Here is an 18,466-nt window from a genome sequence, read left to right on the forward strand (position 1 = left end):
AAATTAATGTTTAAATTAACCAGTTCTCCTCATATTCACTCAGGCAAACTCACTGCTCGCATTATGCTGTGGGTGATTTTTGCGATGTTGCCAGCATTGGCGATACAGCTGTATTTCTTTGGTTTCGGGGTGTTATTTCAGATCGCGCTCGCCATTAGCTGTGCGTTGATCTTGGAATTTGCGATCACTAAACTTCGTAAAAAGCCAGCTTTATTTTATGTGAGCGATTTTAGTGTCACCCTAACCGCGTTGATATTGGCGATGTCAATTCCACCTTACGCCCCCTATTGGCTGATTTTGATTGGCACATTCATCGCCGTTGTGCTTGGCAAACATGTGTATGGTGGGCTTGGGCAGAATTTATTCAATCCTGCGATGGTCGCTTATGTTGTGCTATTAATTTCATTCCCTGTGCAAATGACAGGTTGGATGCCGACAATTAGCTTGTTAAATGAACCGCCTACATTTATGGATAGTTTCAGCTTGATTTTTTCAGGTGTCACAAGTGATGGTTTTAGTTTGTCGCAACTGGTTTCATCCATTGACGGCATTACCTCTGCCACCCCATTAGACAGCGCCAAAACATTATTAAAAGCAGGCGGCGTAGCGGATACTATCAGCGCATTGCCTATTTTTATGGATCATAGCCAATTTGCTTTAGGCTGGACACAACTCAATATTGCCTTTTTGCTCGGGGGAATATTCTTAATTTGGAAAAAAGTGATTCACTGGCAAACACCTGTGGCAATGCTGTTGATGTCCGTTATTTTCACTGGCGCAATAGAGTTATTCGGCAACTCACATAGCCTGAATCTATTCGGACAATTATTCAGTGGCGCAATGATGTTTGGTGCATTCTTTATTGCCACCGATCCTGTTACCGCGCCTGTAACACCAAAAGGGAAATGGATTTTCGGGGCTTTAGTCGGATTTTTAGTTTGCTTAATCCGCCAATTTGGTAACTATCCTGATGGCATTGCTTTTGCCATTTTACTTGCCAATATTTGTGTGCCATTAATCGATCAATATACACGACCACGTGTGACGGGTTATGGGTTAAATAGAAAAGGTTAGCGGGGGAATAAAATGAACATCAGTAAAATTTCTGCTAAATATGGCGTGATCTTGGCGATTGTGGCTTTGCTCTGCACCGCCATTTCTGCAGGCATTTATTTGCTAACGAAAGATAAAATCGACTCGGAAATCGCCGAACAGCAGCAAACCTTATTATTGCAAGTTTTGCCACAGTCTTATTTTGACAATGATGTAATGGCGAATTGCAAAACTCCTGACTCGCGAGAAATTAACAAAATTTGCACCGCACTTTTGCATAACAAGCCCTCTGCCTATGTGATTGAAGCCACCGCGCCTGATGGTTATTCTGGCAATATTCGTTTGTTGTTCGGTATGACTGTGGATGGCGAAGTTTTAGGCGTGCGTGTTTTACAGCATGCAGAAACACCAGGCTTAGGCGATAAAATTGATACGCGTATTTCTGATTGGATTTTAAGTTTTAATCACAAAAAAATTAGCCCAGATAATCTGGAAGACTGGGCAGTGAAAAAAGACGGGGGGAAATTTGATCAGTTTTCTGGGGCAACAATTACTCCGCGCGCGGTCGTCAATCAAGTGAAACGCTCCGCATTGGAAGCGATCAGCTCATCAAGTGCGGCCAAAAATTAACGAGTTTTATATGACAGATAAACAACAATCTATTTGGTCGGAATTATTTTCTCAGGGGTTATGGCGTAATAACCCTGCCATCGTACAACTACTGGGGCTTTGCCCGCTATTGGCGGTGTCCAATTCCGCGATGAATGCATTAGGGCTTGGGCTTGCCACCATGCTGGTGTTGGTTTGCACCAATACGATGGTGTCATTGTTCCGCCAGCATATTCCCTACGCCATTCGCATTCCAATTTATGTCATGATTATTGCCACCACCGTGACTGCGGTGCAATTATTAATGAATGCTTATACTTACTCGCTTTACCAATCCTTAGGGATTTTTATTCCGTTAATCGTGACTAACTGTATTGTGATTGGTCGCGCGGAAGCATTTGCATCGAAAAATAAAGTGCTCTATTCCGCTTTCGACGGCTTTGCAATGGGCTTAGGCATGACCTTAAGCTTGTTTGTATTAGGTGCGCTACGGGAAATTCTCGGCAATGGCACATTATTTGATGGCATACATTTATTGCTAGGCGATTGGGCAAAATCACTACGCATTGAATTTTTCCATAATGACAGCAACCTGTTGCTCGCCATTCTTCCTCCTGGCGCATTTATTGGATTGGGGATTATTTTAGCCGTTAAAAATATGTTGGATCGCCGTAAATCATGAATCAGCAAAAACGTATTGAAATCTTAACCCGATTGCGAGAGCACAATCCGCAGCCAACAACAGAGCTTAATTTTAGTTCGCCCTTTGAATTATTGATCGCGGTGATTTTATCAGCGCAAGCCACGGACAAAGGCGTGAATAAAGCCACGGATAAACTCTTCCCTGTGGCAAATACGCCAGAAGCAATTTATGCTTTGGGTGTTGATGGGTTAAAGGAATACATTAAAACCATTGGGCTATTTAACAGCAAAGCTGAAAATATTATTAAAACCTGCAAAGATCTGATTGAAAAGCATAACAGCCAAGTGCCAGAAGATCGCAGCGCCCTTGAAGCCTTAGCGGGTGTGGGGCGCAAAACTGCTAATGTGGTGCTTAATACGGCGTTTGGACACCCTACAATTGCAGTGGATACCCATATTTTCCGTGTGGCTAACCGTACGGGTTTCGCGCCAGGAAAAGATGTGCTGAAAGTGGAAGAAAAATTACTGAAAGTAGTGCCAGCGGAATTTAAGGTAGATGTTCATCATTGGTTGATTTTGCACGGACGGTACACTTGCGTTGCCCGCAAACCACGTTGCGGTTCTTGTATTATTGAAGATCTCTGCGAATACAAAGAAAAAACGGATATATGATGAATATTAATGAAGTGGCAAAGCTCACTCAACTCACGCCAAAATCTATTCGCTTTTATGAACAAAAAGCACTCATCACGCCGCCCGCTCGCGCTGCCAACGGTTATCGCACCTACACCCAAGTGCATATTGATGAACTCAATTTATTACACCAAGCTCGCCAAGTCGGATTTTCTTTAGCAGAATGCAAAGATTTGCTCGATCTATACAATAATCCCCATCGCCGTAGTGCCGATGTGAAAGCACGCACCTTGGTGCGCATTGATGAAATTGATAAACAAATCGTTCAGCTACAATCCATGCGCAAATTACTCGCAGAACTAGCAGAGCAATGCCCAGGCGATGATAGCGAACACTGCCCGATTATTGATAGCTTCACAGGAAAATGTTGTCATTCATGAACGACAATTACAATCTCACCTTACTAAAAGTCCATTTCACCGCCGTATTATTCGGTCTAACTGGCGTATTGGGGGCGGTGATTCAGAGCTCACCTAAAGTTTTGGTGCTAGGCAGAGTCATCATTGCTTGCTCTGCCTTAGGCTTATTTTTTCTTATCAAACGACAGCCCTTAACCAAACTCTGCAAGCGCGATTTTAGCTTTCAGATTTTACTCAGTATGATGCTAATGGCGCATTGGGTCACATTCTATATTGCTATTAAAGCCGGCGGTGTCGCGGTTGGTACATTGGGTTTTGCCAGTTTTCCTGGCTTTGCCGCATTGTCAGAAACGTTGCTATTTAAAGAGCGGTTAAAATACCGCGAATTTTGGTTATTAATTGCAATTTCTCTCGGCTTAATCTTAGTCACGCCAAGCTTTGAATTTGGTGATCGCGCCACTCAAGGTTTATTGTGGGGGATTTTATCAGGGGCAATTTACGGTTTACTCGCCGTGTTTAATCGCAAAAATGCCAGTAAATTATCTGGCTCACAAGCCAGTTTTTGGCAATATTTCTTTGGGATTTTGGTACTGCTCCCCTTTTCCTATCAACAACTTCCTACCGTTCCAGCGCTGGATTGGTTTTGGATCGCCTGCATCGGCTTACTCTGCACCAGCCTCGCTTACACATTATTTGTATCCAGCCTTAAAACCATTAATGCCCGCACTGCGGCTATGATTATTTCCTTAGAACCTGTGTATGCGATTATCATTGCTTGGATTTGGCTTGGCGAAATCCCAAGCCTACGTATGATCATCGGCGGATTGCTGATTGTGGTTTCGGTAGCAATAGTCAATCTTAAGAAATAACAATCAATTTATTAGCAAAAACGTTTCAACTCATTTCGTTAATAAATTTTCAAATAGCGCATAGATGCCCATTAAATCTTTTCTAGCAAAGGGTTTAAATGGCAGTAAAAAATAGTAAATAAAGCGATATTTTTTTATCAAATATAATAGCCCCTGCCAAATATGGCTGTCCGCATAACGTGAAAATGTTTCAATGGTATGCTGAATTTGTTTTGGTGAAGTTTCGCAGCACACTCCATAAATAAAAAGTATCGAATCTCGAATTTTCTGCCATTTTTTATTCGGTGAATGGGAAGCCACTTCAAAATCAATAAAGCTGACTTTGCCATTTTGCCACAAAATATCTTTGAGCAATGGACGACCATGGACAATATTTTGTTCATGCAAACGAATTAATGCCTTAACGCAGTCATCTAAAATACGTAGCTTTTGATGTTCAGAAAGATCACTTTCTAGCAAAGAGCGTACCGTGCGACCAGCGTCTTCCATCACTAGACAATGATTATTAATAATTTTGACTTCAGGAATCTGTGCTTTTTGTAGCATCAACCATTTAATCCGTTGGATTTCTTGTTTAAATGCCTGAGTTGAAAAGGGTTTTAATAATCGTTGGCTGCCTTGAGATTGCTCAGGTTGTTTTAACCAATAAGATTGTCCTTCAAAATCAAAACGATGAACGCGTTTTTCCGGGTGAAGTGCTTGTAAAATATCAACGTACTCAGTGAATGTCATAATTATTGCCTTTTTTATTGGCCGCTATTCTAACATAAATGGGAATATTCAGTCATCGCTAAGAAATGCCCCGATATGAATAGGGCAAACTATCGAAAATACTTCGCCATTTCTCGAGCACATACCGTTCTTAATTTAATTGATTTTTTAACCGCACTTCGAGTTCCTTGCGTTCAGTTTCGGTTAATGCTGTGCCGTTTTTGTTGGTGAGCATAAAAAAGTCTTCGGCTTTTTCGCCAATCGTGGTGATTTTAGCATTCAATAAATTAAGCCCTAATTCCGCAAAAACTTGGCTCACTTCAGCCAGTAACCCGGCTTTATCTAAAGCAAAAAGTTCCATTTCTGTATGATCAGATCTATTCATGGCTAAAAAACGAACCTCCGTTTGCACGTTGAAATGTTGTAGCTTTTGATTGCCTAATGTGCCGACTTTTGGTGTTTTTCCGCTGCGCAAAGTGTCTGTAATGGCACTTTCTAATTCGCGGCGGCGAGCATTTTTAAGGGGGATGCCATTTAATTCCGTGATCACAAAGGTATCGAGCACATAGCCGTCTAAACTCGTGCTAATTTGCGCACTGTGAATGCTGAATTTTTTCGCCGCCACTGTGCTTGCCACTTTATGAAATAATTGCGCTTGATCCTGACAATAAAGGAACATATCCGTTCCCCCTTGGGAAAAGCGGTTGCTGATTTTCACCAAAATATCATCGCAAAAATCCGTCAATAAGGTGGCGTGCCATGCCAATTGTTTTGGCGTGTTGCGCAGGAAATAATCATCTGAACAACGCGCCCATAATGCGGTGACATCGTCCATAAAACCTTGAGATTGTAGCAACGCTAACGCCTGTTTCTTGTTGTCTTGGACTTGCTCATCCGTATCGATAAGCTCATCCATACCCTGTGCAAATTGTTGATTAGTGTATTCATAAAGGCTGGTGAACAGAGCGCGTTTCCAGCTGTTCCAAAGGGTGCTACTGGTTGCACAAATATCGGCGACAGTTAAACAAATCAGCAAATCTAAGCGCACTTTATTTTTTACTTTTTCTGCGAAATTTAATACCACTTCTGGATCATGAATATCGCGGCGTTGTGCAGTGATCGACATTAACAAATGCTGTTCCACAAGCCACGCCATTGTCTCAATTTCACGGCGTTCAAAACCATGTTGCTGTGCAAATTCTGATACATCTTGCGCACCAAGTTTGGCGTGATCGCCACCGCGCCCTTTCGCGATATCGTGGAATAATGCCGCAATATAAAGCAAAGTGCGGTCAGAAAATGCAGAGAAAATTCGGGCGCAAATTGGGTGTAGCTCTCGCTGATCTTCTTCTAAAAAACTCTCCAATTTTTGCAATACGCGCAATGTATGTTCATCAACGGTGTAAGCGTGAAACAAATCAAATTGCATCAAGCCTTCAATGGCTTTCCATTGCGGCAGATAGGCGGTCAATACGCCATATTTATGCATCGGCGAGATAGCTCGGCGAATGGCTTTGGGCAAGTTAAACAGGCGCAAAAATTTCTCGCGAGCAAGTGGCTGCTGGCTTAATGGGGCTTGCAACTGACTTAAGGCTAAATGCAATTTTCGCAGCGTTGCCGAATGAATTTCCGTTTGCGGTTGATTCGCATGATGGGCGAATAAATCCAAAATCGTATCGGGCTGTTGCATAAAAATATGTTCATTGCGTAAGACAATTTCATTATTTTGTATGGCAAAATTGCTATCCAGCGCTTCTATTTTTCCACAAGAAACTTGTCTTAGAAAATGTTCACGATAATGTTTGGTAAGCAGATCACTCAGGCTGGAAATATTATTCAATGCTTGGAAAAAACGTTTCATCATGCGTTCTACGCCTTGATTGCCCTCGCCCTCAAAGCCAAGCAGCTCTGCCACTTTAATTTGGCGATCGAACAATAAACGATTGTCATAGCGTTTTAAAATCAGGTGCAAAGCAAAACGCACTTTAAATAAAAACTGCTGACTCTCTTGCAACAGGCTATATTCTTCGGGATAAATAAAACCCGATTGCAAAATTTCATCTAAGGTCATCACGTTGGAATGTCGCAAGGCAATCCAATAGATCAAATGCAAATCACGCAAGCCACCGGGGCTGTGTTTAATATCGGGTTCTAAGTTGTAGCTCGTGTTGTGATAACGCTGATATCGCTCTGTTTTTTCTTGCACCTTGGCGTTAAAAAAGGTTTCGCGATCCCAAAAATCTGGCGGCCATAAAAGTGCGGTCAATTTTTTGAAAATTTTTTCGTTGCCAATCAGCAAACGGCTTTCCAGCAAATTCGTAGCAATGGTTATGTCTTTGCGCCCTTCCGCATCGCATTCCGCCAATGTTCGTACGGCTGCGCCCACATCAAAACCACAATCCCATAAAAACTGAATAAACTGGCTGATTTTTTGAGCAAGTTCTGGCGAATTTTGCTGTTCGCTTAAAATCAAAAAATCCAAATCTGACAGGGGGAACATTTCTTTGCGACCATAACCGCCCACTGCTACTAAAGCCAGCTCAGTTTTATCTAACTCAAATTGCGCCCACAGCTGTTTCAGCAGGTTATCGCAAAATAAAGTGCGGTCAGAAATAAGAGAATTTATATCAGTTTGAGAAAAGTGTTCAAGCTCAGATTGCTTGAGCCTGTCTTTTTGAGATTTTACTTGTTGCGGTGTTAATAGCATATCAATAGGGGAAAATGTTATGTTTAGGTGGCGAGAATCAGCGTTTTTCGTGCAATGCGCACTTCGGGCATTTTAATGGTCATATTCTTGTTGTTCAAGATTATTTGCGCACTGGCTTTTTATACTTCCGCATATAAAAAAGAAAGCCCAATGGTTCGACTAAAGCGCCAATTTTTTGACTGGCGCGATTATTTTGTCTTACCAAAGGACTTCCTTTTTACCAGAAAATGGTTAGATATTCACCATAATACGGGAAATTCTGCCCGCTTTTTCTTCTTCTTCACGAATGGTCATCACTTCGCAGCCGTTGTCTGTGACCACAATTTGATGCTCGTATTGGGCGCTGTGGCTGCGATCTTTGGTTTTCACTGTCCAGCCATCGCCCATTAGACGGGTTTCTTTTTTGCCAGCGTTGATCATCGGCTCAATGGTGAAAACCATACCTTTTTGTAAAATCACGCCGCCATCGTCTGCGTAATAATGTAATACTTGCGGTTCGCAGTGGAATTCCGTGCCAATGCCATGTCCGCAATATTCACGCACCACGCTGAATCCTTGGCTTTCCGTATATTTTTGTACGGCTTTGCCAATTTCATTTAAACGAACACCTGGTTTCACCGCACGCAAGCCCATATAAAGCGCTTCTTGCGCGGCTTCAACTAATTTTTTGCTACGAATAGGAATATCGCCAACCACATACATTTTTGAGTTATCGCCATAATAACCGTCTTTGATTACCGTGATGTCGATATTCACAATATCGCCATTTTTCAAAATTCGATCATCGCTTGGAATGCCATGGCAGACGACTTCGTTAATGGAAATACAGGTCGCTTTGGGGAATCCGTGATAATTCAACGGCGCGGGAATCGTGCCTTGCTCATTCACCATATACTCGTGGCAAATACGATCTAACTCACCGGTGCTCACCCCTGCTTTCACGTGTGGTTCAATCATCACCAACACATCTTGGGCTAATTTGCACGCAATACGGATTTTAGCGAGTTCTTCTTCTGTTCTTAATGGGATTGCCATAAATTCTCTCCTAAAATAATCGGGACGTATAATAGCACTAATCCACAGAGAGTGAAAATATCTTGAACGTTCTAATGGGTTATTAGATAATAGACGCCAATTTTTTTAAAGGGAAAGTAAGTTATGACAGATATTTCAGTGCCGCTCATCTTCACTGATGCGGCTGCCAATAAAGTAAAAGCATTGATTGCAGATGAAGAAAATCCAGATTTAAAACTCCGCGTCTATATCACTGGTGGTGGTTGCAGCGGCTTCCAATATGGGTTCACTTTTGATGAAAAAATCAATGACGGCGATTTAACCATAGAAAATTCAGGCGTAAACTTAGTGGTTGATCCGATGAGTTTGCAATATTTGATCGGTGCGACAGTGGATTACACCGAGGGCTTAGAGGGTTCTCGCTTTGTGGTGCAAAATCCAAATGCCTCAAGCACTTGCGGCTGTGGCTCATCATTTAGCATCTAAATTTTAGGTTGATTATGGATTTCCAATTCAGCGCATTTCAAGGAAATGTCATCGCAAAATGCTCTATGGAGCATATTGCCGTGGCAAATTGGCTGAATACTGAATTGCCGCTAAATCCAGCTCTGATTTCCACCGCACTTGATGCGCTGGAGCAAGCCAAACAATTTAATTTGGGGCAAGAAATCCGTCTTGTCGGCAAAGAATATAGCCTATTTATTGATGGCGATGAAGTGTTGGTGCGCGCCAATAATTTAGCCTTTTCTCAAGATGATGAATTAGAACAGGATTTTCACTATTATGATGAAGAAAGCATCGCCTTTTGCGGATTAGAAGATTTTGAACAATTCCTGAAATCCTATTTAAATTTTATCCATAACCGCTAAAGTGCGGTTATTTTTTTGCCTGTTTTTCACATTAACGGCTATTGGTTTTCCCCCATATTCCCTAGCCTCACGGCTAATTTTCTTATTCCACATCAAAATATTTCTCAAATTCTGACCGCACTTTTAGGATCTGCTTTGCTTAACAGAATCTGAACAGCAACCCAACTGAAAACAAAGCTCAACAGGCGCCAAGGATTTATGGTAGAATTTGTCCGTTTTTTAGGGAAGTGAGCAACAACAAATGTCTGCAGAGCAACAAAAAAATCAATCTCAAAATAATGAAACTCGCCAAGGAGTCAAGCCTTGGTATCGTACTTGGAAAGGCACAGTGGCAAAATTTGCGTTGACTGGCATCAGCCTTGCTGCCTTTTACGGCATTTATTTAGACGGACAAATTCGTTCCAAAATGGACGGACAAATTTGGCGTTTGCCCGCCGAAGTTTATAGCCGTATAGAAAGTATTCGTGTGCAAGATAAACTCTCATTAGAGCAAATAAAACAACGCTTGCTCGACAATGATTATCGTCAAACCACATTAATTGCCGCGCCGGGCGATTTCAAAATTGAAGATAACAGCATTGTATTATTACGCCGTTCCTTTCCTTTCCCAACGCAGCCAGAACCGCAACGTGTGTTGCGTTTACGTTTTGACAACGGAAGATTATCCGCCATCGAAGATTTGGTCGCGGTTAAAGCCGTTCCTGAATTTCGCCTCGCGCCTAAATTAATCGCGATGTTGCAATCGGATGAAGACAAAGAAGAACGCCTTGCCATTCCCTTGCAACAATATCCGCGTTTATTGATTGATACCCTAATTTTAACGGAAGATCGCCGCTTTTATGAACACGGCGGCATTAGCCCATTAGGTATAGCTCGTGCGATGTACACCAATTTGCGCGCAGGGCATACGGTGCAGGGCGGAAGTACGCTGACCCAACAATTAGTGAAAAACCTTTTTTTGAGCAACGAACGCTCGGTCACGCGCAAAATCAACGAAGCCTTTATGGCGGTGATGTTGGATTTCCGTTATGACAAAAATACGATTCTTGAAACCTATCTGAATGAAATTTATCTCGGGCAAAATGGTGATTCGCAAATTCATGGTTTTGAATTGGCAAGCCATTTTTATTTCGGGCATTCCATTCGTGAAATTAGCCTAGACCAAATCGCGCTATTAGTGGGAATGGTGAAAGGGCCGTCTTTGTATAACCCTTGGCGCAATCCAACGAATGCCCTTGAACGCCGCAATGTGGTGTTGCGTTTAATGCTTGAACATAAAATGATCGATAATGAACTCTATCAAACGCTCAGCCAACGCCCGCTTGGCGTTCAAGCCAAAGGGAATATTGCGCGCAACTACCCTGCTTTTATTCAAACCTTGCAAAAAGAATTGCGCGAAAATCTTGGCGAAAATCAAGATGGAAAATTATTAGGTGCGCGTATTTTCACCACACTTGATCCCAACCAACAACGCTATGCAGAGCAAGCGGTGGTGAATGCCACGGCGGAATTGCAGTTAAAAACTAAAAATCCGGCATTACAATCAGCAATGGTAGTTGCTGATTATAAACGTGGTGAAATCCGTGCGGTTGTAGGTGGCACTCAAATTAATTATGCAGGTTTCAACCGTGCCACAATGGCGCAGCGTCAAATTGGTTCATTGGTAAAACCTTCCGTTTATTTGACCGCACTTTCGCAGCCAGAAATGTTCCGTTTAAATACGCCGATAAACAATAAACCTATTACTATCAACGTTAAAGGCAGCCCGCCGTGGCAGCCGCGCAATTATGATCGCCGATATGGCGGTTCGGTCATGCTAATGGATGCGTTGGCTCGTTCACTGAATATTCCTACGGTGAATATTGGTATGAAAGTAGGGCTGAGCAAAGTGATTGCCACTCAGCAAGCTATGGGCTGGGATAAGGTAAAAATTCCGCGCGTGCCTGCGACATTGCTCGGTGCTTACTCGATTTCCCCTTATGATGTAACAAAACTCTATCAAACCATTGCCAACAATGGGGGAAAAATTCAGCTCACCACCATTGATAGCATCAGCACACGTCAAGGCGATGTATTGTATCAGCACGATACCACGCCAGAGCAAGTGGTGCCTGCTGAAGCAGCCTATCAAACCCTTTATGCCATGCAGCAAGTGGTGGAACGTGGCACAGGGCGTAGTTTAATGAATGATTTCGCTGACTTGCATTTAGCAGGAAAAACGGGCACAACCAATGATGCGCGCGACACTTGGTTTGTGGGAATTGACGGCGAAAATGTAACGACGGTTTGGGTGGGGCGTGATGATAATGGCGACACTAAACTAACGGGGGCAAGCGGTGCTTTATACCTTTATAAAAACTATCTACAACGCACTTCTGCGAAACCATTGAAGCCCGAAAAACCTAAAGCAATTAAAATGGTAGGGATTAATAGTTACGGTAGTTGGAATTGTTATAGCCCTGTGCGAAATATTCCTGTGTGGGCAGATAAAGACCAAAATTTCTGTGCTGGCAGTGAAACATCAGCACCTGTGTATGAAGCACAACCAGCAGGCGAACCCGCTAAACCTGCAGAGCCTGCTGCGCCAATTCAGGCGGTTCCTGCGCCAACTACACCTAAATCCCCAGTGATTGTGGAAGACGCCAAACCCGTGGGTTAATGCGCAGCTATGCGTCCATAATGCACACTTATACATAAAGCCAAAGTGCGGTCAAAAAAATGTAAATTTTTGACCGCACTTTGCTTATTCATTACTCATTTTATTACTTATCTTTATTACCTATCTTTGTTACTCATCAGGCACTTACTCATCACCACTTATTCATCACGATTATTGCTAATAAAGCAGCCTTGCTTTTACACGAACAACGCCGTCTAAAATCAACAAACTAATGGCGACAAATAAACAAGCCATTAAAATATAAGAAGTTTGGTCTAAACGTTCGCCAATAATGAATGCCACAAGTAGCATCATTAACGGCTCGAGATAACCCAATAGACCTAATAAATTAATGGATAACATTTGGCTCGCCGTCACATACAAAATAAAGGCACTACCGCCTACTAACCCCAACAGAAATAGCCCCCAATAAATATTAGGGTTTTGCATTTCAGCAAATGAAAAATCAATTTGACAAGTAAAATAAAGGGACACAGGCACCATGGCTAACATTTCCATTGCAAAGGCTGAAATGTGCAGCATATTAAAATGCTTACGCACCGCAAAATAAACAGGATAGCCCACGCAAACAAAGGCGGTTTCCCATGAAAATGCGCCCGTTAAAATCACCTTGCTTAACACGCCAATCAAAGCAAATAATATGGCAAGCAATTTAATGGTGGTTAGCCTTTCTCGGAAAAATAGGCGACCAAACAGCACCATCACTAAGGGCATAAGCAAATAGCCCATAGACACTTCAATGGCTTTGCCACTCACTGGCGCGTATAAAAATAGCCACATTTGCGATCCCATATTTAAGCCGCCAAATGCCACCAAAGCTAGCAAATAGGGTTGCTCTTTGAGTCGTTTTAAATAGGCAATAAATTCCTGTTTTTTATGCAACAACACCATAGCAAACAGCACAAAGGGCACCGTCACCAATGTGCGAACACCAAATAACTGCGTTCCTTCTATTGGCTGCAATACGGTTGACAGAAAATACACAATGCCGAAAAGCACGGAAGCTGTCACAGAAAACAGGATACCTTTAATCATCGTTGCTCTACAATTATCGTTTTTAAACCATCGCTTTTAAATCACAGTTCTTTAATCATAGCTTTTCTAATTTCGCTAAATGAGCGATCAGCCATTTAATGCCCTGCCCCTGGAAAGCAATTTGTAAGCGCGTATTATTGTCCGCGCCCTCGACATTAATCACCGTTCCTTGCCCAAATTTTTCATGGCGTACTTTTTGCCCTGTTTTCCAACCGTTTTCGTTGTTAGACAAAACTTTTGCCGTTCCGACCGCACTTTGATTATAAGCTCGTGTTACTGTGCCACGCAAACGCACCGTCTGCACACAAGATTCGGGCAATTCATTGATAAAACGTGATGGAATATGGCGCTCTTCCTTGCCATATAAACGGCGACTTTCCGCATAACATAACGTGAGTTTTTTCTTCGCACGCGTAATCCCCACATAAGCCAAACGGCGTTCTTCTTCTAAGCGCCCTGGCTCTTCTAAAGAGAGAAAACTTGGGAAAATGCCTTCTTCCACGCCCACTATAAATACCCGTGGAAACTCTAGCCCTTTGGCGGAATGCAGCGTCATCATTTGCACGCAGGCTTGATGCGGACTGGCTTGTTCTTCCCCTGCTTCTAACGAGGCATGGGTGAGAAATGCGGTGAGATCCGTCATTTCTTCAGCTTCATCAGGCTTGATAAACTCTCGGGTGGCAGAAACCAATTCTTCTAAGTTTTCAATGCGCACTTCGCCCTTTTCCCCTTTTTCTTGCTCATACATTTGATACAAGCCCGAATGCTTAATCACAAAATCCGTTTGTGCGAATAAGGGCATTTCGCTGGTTTCTTGCGCCAATGAATTAATCAATTCCACAAAACGCAGCAATGCGGTGGCGGTTCGCCCAGCCAATTTATTGTCTTGGATTGCCACTTGTGTCGCTTGCCATAAGGTGATTTGTCGCTCGCGGGTTAGCTGGCGCAAAATATCTAAAGTGCGCTCGCCAATGCCGCGTGTTGGCGTATTAATCACACGTTCAAAGGCAGCATCGTCATGGCGATTATTAATTAAACGCAAATAAGCCAAAGCATCTTTAATTTCTTGGCGTTCAAAGAAGCGCATACCGCCATAAATACGATAAGGAATATTGGCGCGAATTAACGCTTCTTCCATCACACGAGATTGGCTATTGCTGCGGTATAAAATGGCACAATCTTCTAACTTGCCGCCATCTTCCAACCAAATTTTAATTTGTGATGACACAAACAAGGCTTCATCTAATTCATTAAATGCCGCATAAATCCCCACAGGGTCGCCCTCGTCATCGGCGGTCCAAAGCTCTTTACCAAGGCGATTCTCATTATTGGAAATTAATTCATTAGCGGATTTTAAAATATTGCCAGTGGAACGGTAATTTTGCTCCAAACGAATAGTTTTTGCTTGTGCAAAGTCATCGAGAAAGCGTTGAATATTTTCAATTTGCGCACCACGCCAGCCGTAAATAGATTGGTCATCATCGCCCACAATCATCACTTTGCCCGTTTCCCCTGCTAACAATTTAATCCACGCATATTGAATGTTATTCGTGTCTTGAAATTCATCCACTAAAATTTGATGAAAACGGCGTTGATAACTTTGCAAAATTAACGGCTTTTTTAGGAATAGCTCATAGGCTCGCAGCAAAATTTCCGCAAAATCCACTAAACCAGAACGATCACAAGCATCTTGATAAATTTGATAAATCCGAATCCACTCTTTTTCTTGACGAACATTCATATCATCGATCATGTGCGGTCGTAATCCATCATCTTTTTTATTGTTGATGTACCAACAGGCTTGCTTAGCTGGAAACATTTTTTCATCATAATTGTGCAATTTCAGCAAACGTTTCATTAAACGCAACTGATCTTCGCTATCTAAAATTTGGAAATCTTGTGGCAAGCCTGCATCGGCGTAGTGAGAGCGTAATAAACGGTGGGCGATGCTATGAAACGTCCCCACCCACATACCAAAAATAGACTGTTGAGAATGCTGAGCCAATGTAGCTTGAATACGCTGGCGCATTTCTGCGGCGGCTTTATTGGTGAACGTCACCGCCATAATCGAACCTTCAGAAATCCCCTCAATGGCGATCAACCACGCAATACGATGTGTCAACACCCGCGTTTTGCCGGAACCCGCCCCTGCTAATACTAAATAATTGCCCAGTGGTGCCGCCACCGCCTCACGCTGTTTATCATTTAAGCCATCAAGTAATTCTGAAATATCCATAACATTCTTTAATCTGTTTTTATTTACAGAAAATTATAGAGAGTGCATGTAAATTGTCAATGAAATAATCTGCGTTGGTTTACGAAACGATCTAAGAGTTTATAGTCTAAAAAGATTAGTCGAAGTGCTGAAAGTAACTTGAGAAAATACCTAATAATTTATTCAAAATATAAAATTTCATACAAACAAAGCTCGATATAGCAGTAATAAAAAAGCGAGATGATTATTTCTCGCTTTTTAAGATCTATTTATTACAGTTTTCTAAAATTTAAATACCTTGTTATATTTATACTTAGCTAAATAACTCAGTAAATATTTAGACATTTAGCACTAGAAACCACTATTCTATAGAATTATTAGATTCATTTGGTTAGCTTTTAGTGTTGTTTTCGATAGCATTTTTATCTAAAAGTTCTATCATATTCTTGTGGTGCTCTTTAATTTTGTTCTCATCCCAATCATCATAAGAAAGCATTAAAGCTTGTTTAAGACTCATACATTTTAGACGTCCAAACTCATATTCATTCCTTTTTTCTGATGTGGATTTATTATTCAAAGATGAATTTTGATATTGAGAAATTAAACATAAATTACCTAACCAATTTGAATATTTTGCTATATCCTTGTATTCTTCATTATCATTTTTACTTTGAGGGAAATAATGCTCAACAGAATTTCAAGATAATGAAAATACAAATTGAGTTTTATTTAAGAATTTATATTCTTCTTCATTTTTATTTACACTATCCCAATCTCTCCACAAGAGATAATCTAGGTAGTTGAAAATATAATTAGGAATCTCTTGCCCAGATTTAAGTAGTTTATCTATATCAGAGTTTTTCTCATAATATTTACGAGCTAAATTTTCTAAAATTGTCTCATATTCAGTTTGTTCTAAATTATATTTATTTTCTAACTTGCTACTGCCACACAATTCAGATAACAATTCAAACAACCAATTTTTATATATTCTTTGTCTAAATGACACATGAAACATTGATAATAGCATTATTATTTTATCTTGAGATAAATTATTATCTTCTTCATTTCCAAAAGTATTTACCTCGTTAAAATTAGAGCCCTTACTATTATTATATATTTTTAGTCTATTTAGAACCCATCCTTCTTTATTCTCCTTTGTTTTAATAATATATCTATCAAAAATCAATCTTAATTTTAGTAAGAGAATGATAAATTCCTTAACTTTATTTTTATCTTCATCAGTAATTTCTTCTTTATCAGTAAAATTTATTTTACCAAGAAGATATTTATCATTTAATGGGGTTTCTTCAGATTCTAAAGTTTCTTGTTTAAAGATCTTATAAGCCATCATTAAAAAATTTGGAAAATCAATAATAGAGTTAAACTTCCCATCATCATTCTCATCATTTTGTTTATCTTGTTTGTTTGGGTTATTTTTCTTATCATTTTCATCTGATAAAACAGACAAAATTGTCCCTGAGTTTGATCTATTACTATTTTCTTCAAGATTTGAAACTTTCTTCATTTCATCAAAATCTTTTGATGTTGGTGTTGGTATTCTATTTAAATCAGAGCCAAAAAAATGTTCTGAAGTTCTTATAGTTTTCGTAGGATCTTGAGAATAAGGAAAACGTTTAATCGCATATACACTCATATCAGAGCAGGCATCCCAAATCAATGCAAATAGTTTTCTATCTTCATCATTTAGGAAACTCATCAACCGAGCTTTTAATATCTCATGTTGTTCTAGTTGCTCTCCTCTTGTATTCATAATTTCAAAATAATGATTAAGATCTGTTTCTTCAGGAAGTTGAGTACGTACAATCATTACATTTTTTAGTAGAAAATTAAAGAAATCTTTAGTATTAATATTATTATCTTCATTATCTTTCTTAGATAATATATTAGAGATAGTTTTATATCCAACTTCTATATTATTTTTGCATTCATTTTTTCCATTTAAATTAGCTAAACTAGCATTAGAATCCTTGCGATATTCAAAAGCTAAATCAATATTTCTATTATCCTCATAAACTTTATTATAATAAGTTAATAAGAGTTTTAATGTGGTCAATCGTTGCTGACCATCAACTACTTCATAACCATCTTTTCGTTTTGCAACTACTAAACTGCCAATATAATAATTATTTTTTCCATTCTTTTTTTGAGCTTCTAAAATGTCTCCAATCAACAACTCAATTTCATCTACTTCCCAAGCATAATTACGCTGATAAATAGGGATTACATATCTATCGTCATTACATAGTTCACTTATCGATAGCATTTTTACTGAATCAGTACTCATTTTATTTCTCCAAATCAGATTCTAATAGACCTTTTAAACCTGTCTTATCATTTTTATCAAATTTTTGTTCATATCTATTAATAACAAACTCAAGAAATTCTCTTGGACTATCTGATTTTAAAAGGTGAGAGAAAAGGCTATCTTTACCATAAACTTCTTTTTCTATAGTGCTATAAAATACTCGGGTTTGCATTAATCGAATACGATAACACCATCTAAAACATTTTTCTATCGCTTGAATTAGATTTCTAGACTGATTTTCAGACATTTCTATCCCTTTTTGACAAAATTTATCGTAGTAAAGCATAATTAAACATTGAAATAAGTTCTTAATATACTTATCTCCAACTCGGTAAGCTCCTGGATAGCTATCTATAAAATCTAATAACCCACTATATTTTTCTTTTAATTTATCTTTAAAAATATCACTTTTTCTCAAAAAACCTTTTTGCTTATTAAAGAGAAAAATATAATTATCTCGATAGTGTTCAATATATTTAAAAAATAGCTCTCCATTTATAATAGGCTGAGTAGATTGAAAACCGAGATTACTAAATCTGCGATCTATTAGCATTGGGAAAGATTGATACATTTTATATAAATTATGGGGCTGACGTAGATTAGCCCTAAATTTCACACCATTTTCGCAATGTTTTTAGCTGCATTTTGGGTGTTCCAAAGTTAAACCGAAATTCACATTCC

At 40.0% G+C, this 18,466-nt stretch carries 16 protein-coding genes and 2 pseudogenes; 9 read left to right on the forward strand and 9 right to left on the reverse strand.

Going from position 1 to position 18,466, the window contains the following annotated elements; genetic code table 11:
* Positions 1-6 precede the first annotated feature (6 nt).
* From rsxD to C8D76_RS03930, 6 genes are read left to right on the forward strand one after another with little or no spacing between them, the layout of a single operon-like run.
* Complete coding sequence (gene rsxD, locus C8D76_RS03905) at positions 7-1,074, forward strand: electron transport complex subunit RsxD (protein ID WP_116631490.1); 1,068 nt, start codon at positions 7-9, stop codon at positions 1,072-1,074.
* A 12-nt stretch (positions 1,075-1,086) separates the two neighbouring features.
* Positions 1,087-1,683: an electron transport complex subunit RsxG gene (gene rsxG, locus C8D76_RS03910; protein ID WP_116631491.1), complete on the forward strand. Its 597-nt coding sequence runs from the start codon at positions 1,087-1,089 to the stop codon at positions 1,681-1,683.
* 10 nt (positions 1,684-1,693) lie between these two features.
* A complete protein-coding gene (locus C8D76_RS03915) occupies positions 1,694-2,344 on the forward strand; it encodes an electron transport complex subunit E (RefSeq protein ID WP_116631492.1) in 651 nt (216 codons plus the stop codon).
* Positions 2,341-2,976 (forward strand): endonuclease III, encoded by a 636-nt coding sequence (nth, locus tag C8D76_RS03920; RefSeq protein WP_116631493.1) that lies wholly within the window; start codon positions 2,341-2,343, stop codon positions 2,974-2,976. The genes C8D76_RS03915 and nth overlap by 4 nt, the downstream gene beginning before the upstream one ends.
* Positions 2,973-3,377 carry a Cu(I)-responsive transcriptional regulator gene (cueR, locus tag C8D76_RS03925; protein WP_243405805.1) on the forward strand — a complete coding sequence of 135 codons (405 nt, stop codon included), beginning with the start codon at positions 2,973-2,975 and terminating at the stop codon, positions 3,375-3,377. The genes nth and cueR overlap by 4 nt, the downstream gene beginning before the upstream one ends.
* Positions 3,362-4,225 (forward strand): DMT family transporter, encoded by an 864-nt coding sequence (locus C8D76_RS03930; protein ID WP_243405806.1) that lies wholly within the window; start codon positions 3,362-3,364, stop codon positions 4,223-4,225. Before cueR ends, C8D76_RS03930 begins: the two co-directional genes overlap by 16 nt.
* Positions 4,226-4,255: 30 nt before the next feature.
* On the opposite strand, the gene C8D76_RS03935 is transcribed toward C8D76_RS03930, so the two are convergent.
* The 3 genes from C8D76_RS03935 to map form a co-directional block, all read right to left on the reverse strand.
* The gene (locus C8D76_RS03935; RefSeq protein ID WP_116631496.1) at positions 4,256-4,957 is read right to left on the reverse strand and encodes an RIO1 family regulatory kinase/ATPase domain-containing protein; all 702 of its coding nucleotides are present in this window, start codon (positions 4,955-4,957) and stop codon (positions 4,256-4,258) included.
* A gap of 130 nt (positions 4,958-5,087) precedes the next feature.
* Complete coding sequence (glnD, locus tag C8D76_RS03940) at positions 5,088-7,643, reverse strand: bifunctional uridylyltransferase/uridylyl-removing protein GlnD (protein ID WP_116631497.1); 2,556 nt, start codon at positions 7,641-7,643, stop codon at positions 5,088-5,090.
* Between the two features lie 231 nt (positions 7,644-7,874).
* Complete coding sequence (gene map / locus C8D76_RS03945; RefSeq protein ID WP_116631498.1) at positions 7,875-8,678, reverse strand: type I methionyl aminopeptidase; 804 nt, start codon at positions 8,676-8,678, stop codon at positions 7,875-7,877.
* Positions 8,679-8,801: 123 nt separating this feature from the next.
* Between map and erpA the strand changes: the two genes are divergently transcribed.
* The 3 genes from erpA to mrcB all read left to right on the forward strand — a co-directional run bounded on the left by erpA (position 8,802) and on the right by mrcB (position 12,185).
* On the forward strand, positions 8,802-9,143 hold the full coding sequence (gene erpA, locus C8D76_RS03950) for an iron-sulfur cluster insertion protein ErpA (RefSeq protein WP_116631499.1): 342 nt from the start codon (positions 8,802-8,804) through the stop codon (positions 9,141-9,143).
* Positions 9,144-9,157: 14 nt separating this feature from the next.
* Entirely contained in the window at positions 9,158-9,526 is a 369-nt protein-coding gene (locus C8D76_RS03955; protein ID WP_116631500.1) for a YacL family protein, read from the forward strand.
* A 241-nt stretch (positions 9,527-9,767) separates the two neighbouring features.
* Positions 9,768-12,185, forward strand: a complete 2,418-nt coding sequence (mrcB, locus tag C8D76_RS03960; protein WP_116631501.1) for a penicillin-binding protein 1B — start codon at positions 9,768-9,770, stop codon at positions 12,183-12,185.
* 177 nt (positions 12,186-12,362) lie between these two features.
* Here the strand turns inward: mrcB and rarD are convergent, their stop codons facing one another.
* The 6 genes and pseudogenes from rarD to C8D76_RS03985 form a co-directional block, all read right to left on the reverse strand.
* Positions 12,363-13,241: an EamA family transporter RarD gene (rarD, locus tag C8D76_RS03965; protein WP_116631502.1), complete on the reverse strand. Its 879-nt coding sequence runs from the start codon at positions 13,239-13,241 to the stop codon at positions 12,363-12,365.
* A gap of 55 nt (positions 13,242-13,296) precedes the next feature.
* Positions 13,297-15,477, reverse strand: a complete 2,181-nt coding sequence (gene uvrD, locus C8D76_RS03970; RefSeq protein ID WP_116631503.1) for a DNA helicase II — start codon at positions 15,475-15,477, stop codon at positions 13,297-13,299.
* Positions 15,478-15,847: 370 nt separating this feature from the next.
* Positions 15,848-16,135 (reverse strand): annotated as a pseudogene (locus C8D76_RS10020) (GmrSD restriction endonuclease domain-containing protein); the annotation flags it as partial.
* An 18-nt stretch (positions 16,136-16,153) separates the two neighbouring features.
* Positions 16,154-17,764, reverse strand: coding sequence for a DUF262 domain-containing protein (locus tag C8D76_RS03975; protein WP_243405807.1), 1,611 nt, complete (start codon positions 17,762-17,764; stop codon positions 16,154-16,156).
* A 1-nt stretch (position 17,765) separates the two neighbouring features.
* Positions 17,766-18,401 (reverse strand): DUF7834 domain-containing protein, encoded by a 636-nt coding sequence (locus C8D76_RS03980; protein ID WP_207774997.1) that lies wholly within the window; start codon positions 18,399-18,401, stop codon positions 17,766-17,768.
* Positions 18,391-18,466: pseudogene (locus C8D76_RS03985) on the reverse strand (IS1595 family transposase); the annotation flags it as partial. The pseudogene C8D76_RS03985 and the gene C8D76_RS03980, both read right to left, overlap by 11 nt.

Source organism: Alitibacter langaaensis DSM 22999 (assembly GCF_003096995.1).
Classification (GTDB): domain Bacteria; phylum Pseudomonadota; class Gammaproteobacteria; order Enterobacterales; family Pasteurellaceae; genus Exercitatus; species Exercitatus langaaensis.

Bases quoted from the DNA above. Each gene is read 5' to 3' on its own strand.
- glnD (WP_116631497.1), bottom strand. From the start codon at position 7,643: ATGCTATTAACACCGCAACAAGTAAAATCTCAAAAAGACAGGCTCAAG.
- rarD (WP_116631502.1), bottom strand. From the start codon at position 13,241: ATGATTAAAGGTATCCTGTTTTCTGTGACAGCTTCCGTGCTTTTCGGC.
- C8D76_RS03930 (WP_243405806.1), top strand. From the start codon at position 3,362: ATGTTGTCATTCATGAACGACAATTACAATCTCACCTTACTAAAAGTC.
- C8D76_RS03975 (WP_243405807.1), bottom strand. From the start codon at position 17,764: ATGAGTACTGATTCAGTAAAAATGCTATCGATAAGTGAACTATGTAAT.
- C8D76_RS03955 (WP_116631500.1), top strand. From the start codon at position 9,158: ATGGATTTCCAATTCAGCGCATTTCAAGGAAATGTCATCGCAAAATGC.
- C8D76_RS03915 (WP_116631492.1), top strand. From the start codon at position 1,694: ATGACAGATAAACAACAATCTATTTGGTCGGAATTATTTTCTCAGGGG.
- rsxD (WP_116631490.1), top strand. From the start codon at position 7: ATGTTTAAATTAACCAGTTCTCCTCATATTCACTCAGGCAAACTCACT.
- mrcB (WP_116631501.1), top strand. From the start codon at position 9,768: ATGTCTGCAGAGCAACAAAAAAATCAATCTCAAAATAATGAAACTCGC.
- rsxG (WP_116631491.1), top strand. From the start codon at position 1,087: ATGAACATCAGTAAAATTTCTGCTAAATATGGCGTGATCTTGGCGATT.
- erpA (WP_116631499.1), top strand. From the start codon at position 8,802: ATGACAGATATTTCAGTGCCGCTCATCTTCACTGATGCGGCTGCCAAT.
- uvrD (WP_116631503.1), bottom strand. From the start codon at position 15,477: ATGGATATTTCAGAATTACTTGATGGCTTAAATGATAAACAGCGTGAG.
- nth (WP_116631493.1), top strand. From the start codon at position 2,341: ATGAATCAGCAAAAACGTATTGAAATCTTAACCCGATTGCGAGAGCAC.
- cueR (WP_243405805.1), top strand. From the start codon at position 2,973: ATGATGAATATTAATGAAGTGGCAAAGCTCACTCAACTCACGCCAAAA.
- map (WP_116631498.1), bottom strand. From the start codon at position 8,678: ATGGCAATCCCATTAAGAACAGAAGAAGAACTCGCTAAAATCCGTATT.
- C8D76_RS03935 (WP_116631496.1), bottom strand. From the start codon at position 4,957: ATGACATTCACTGAGTACGTTGATATTTTACAAGCACTTCACCCGGAA.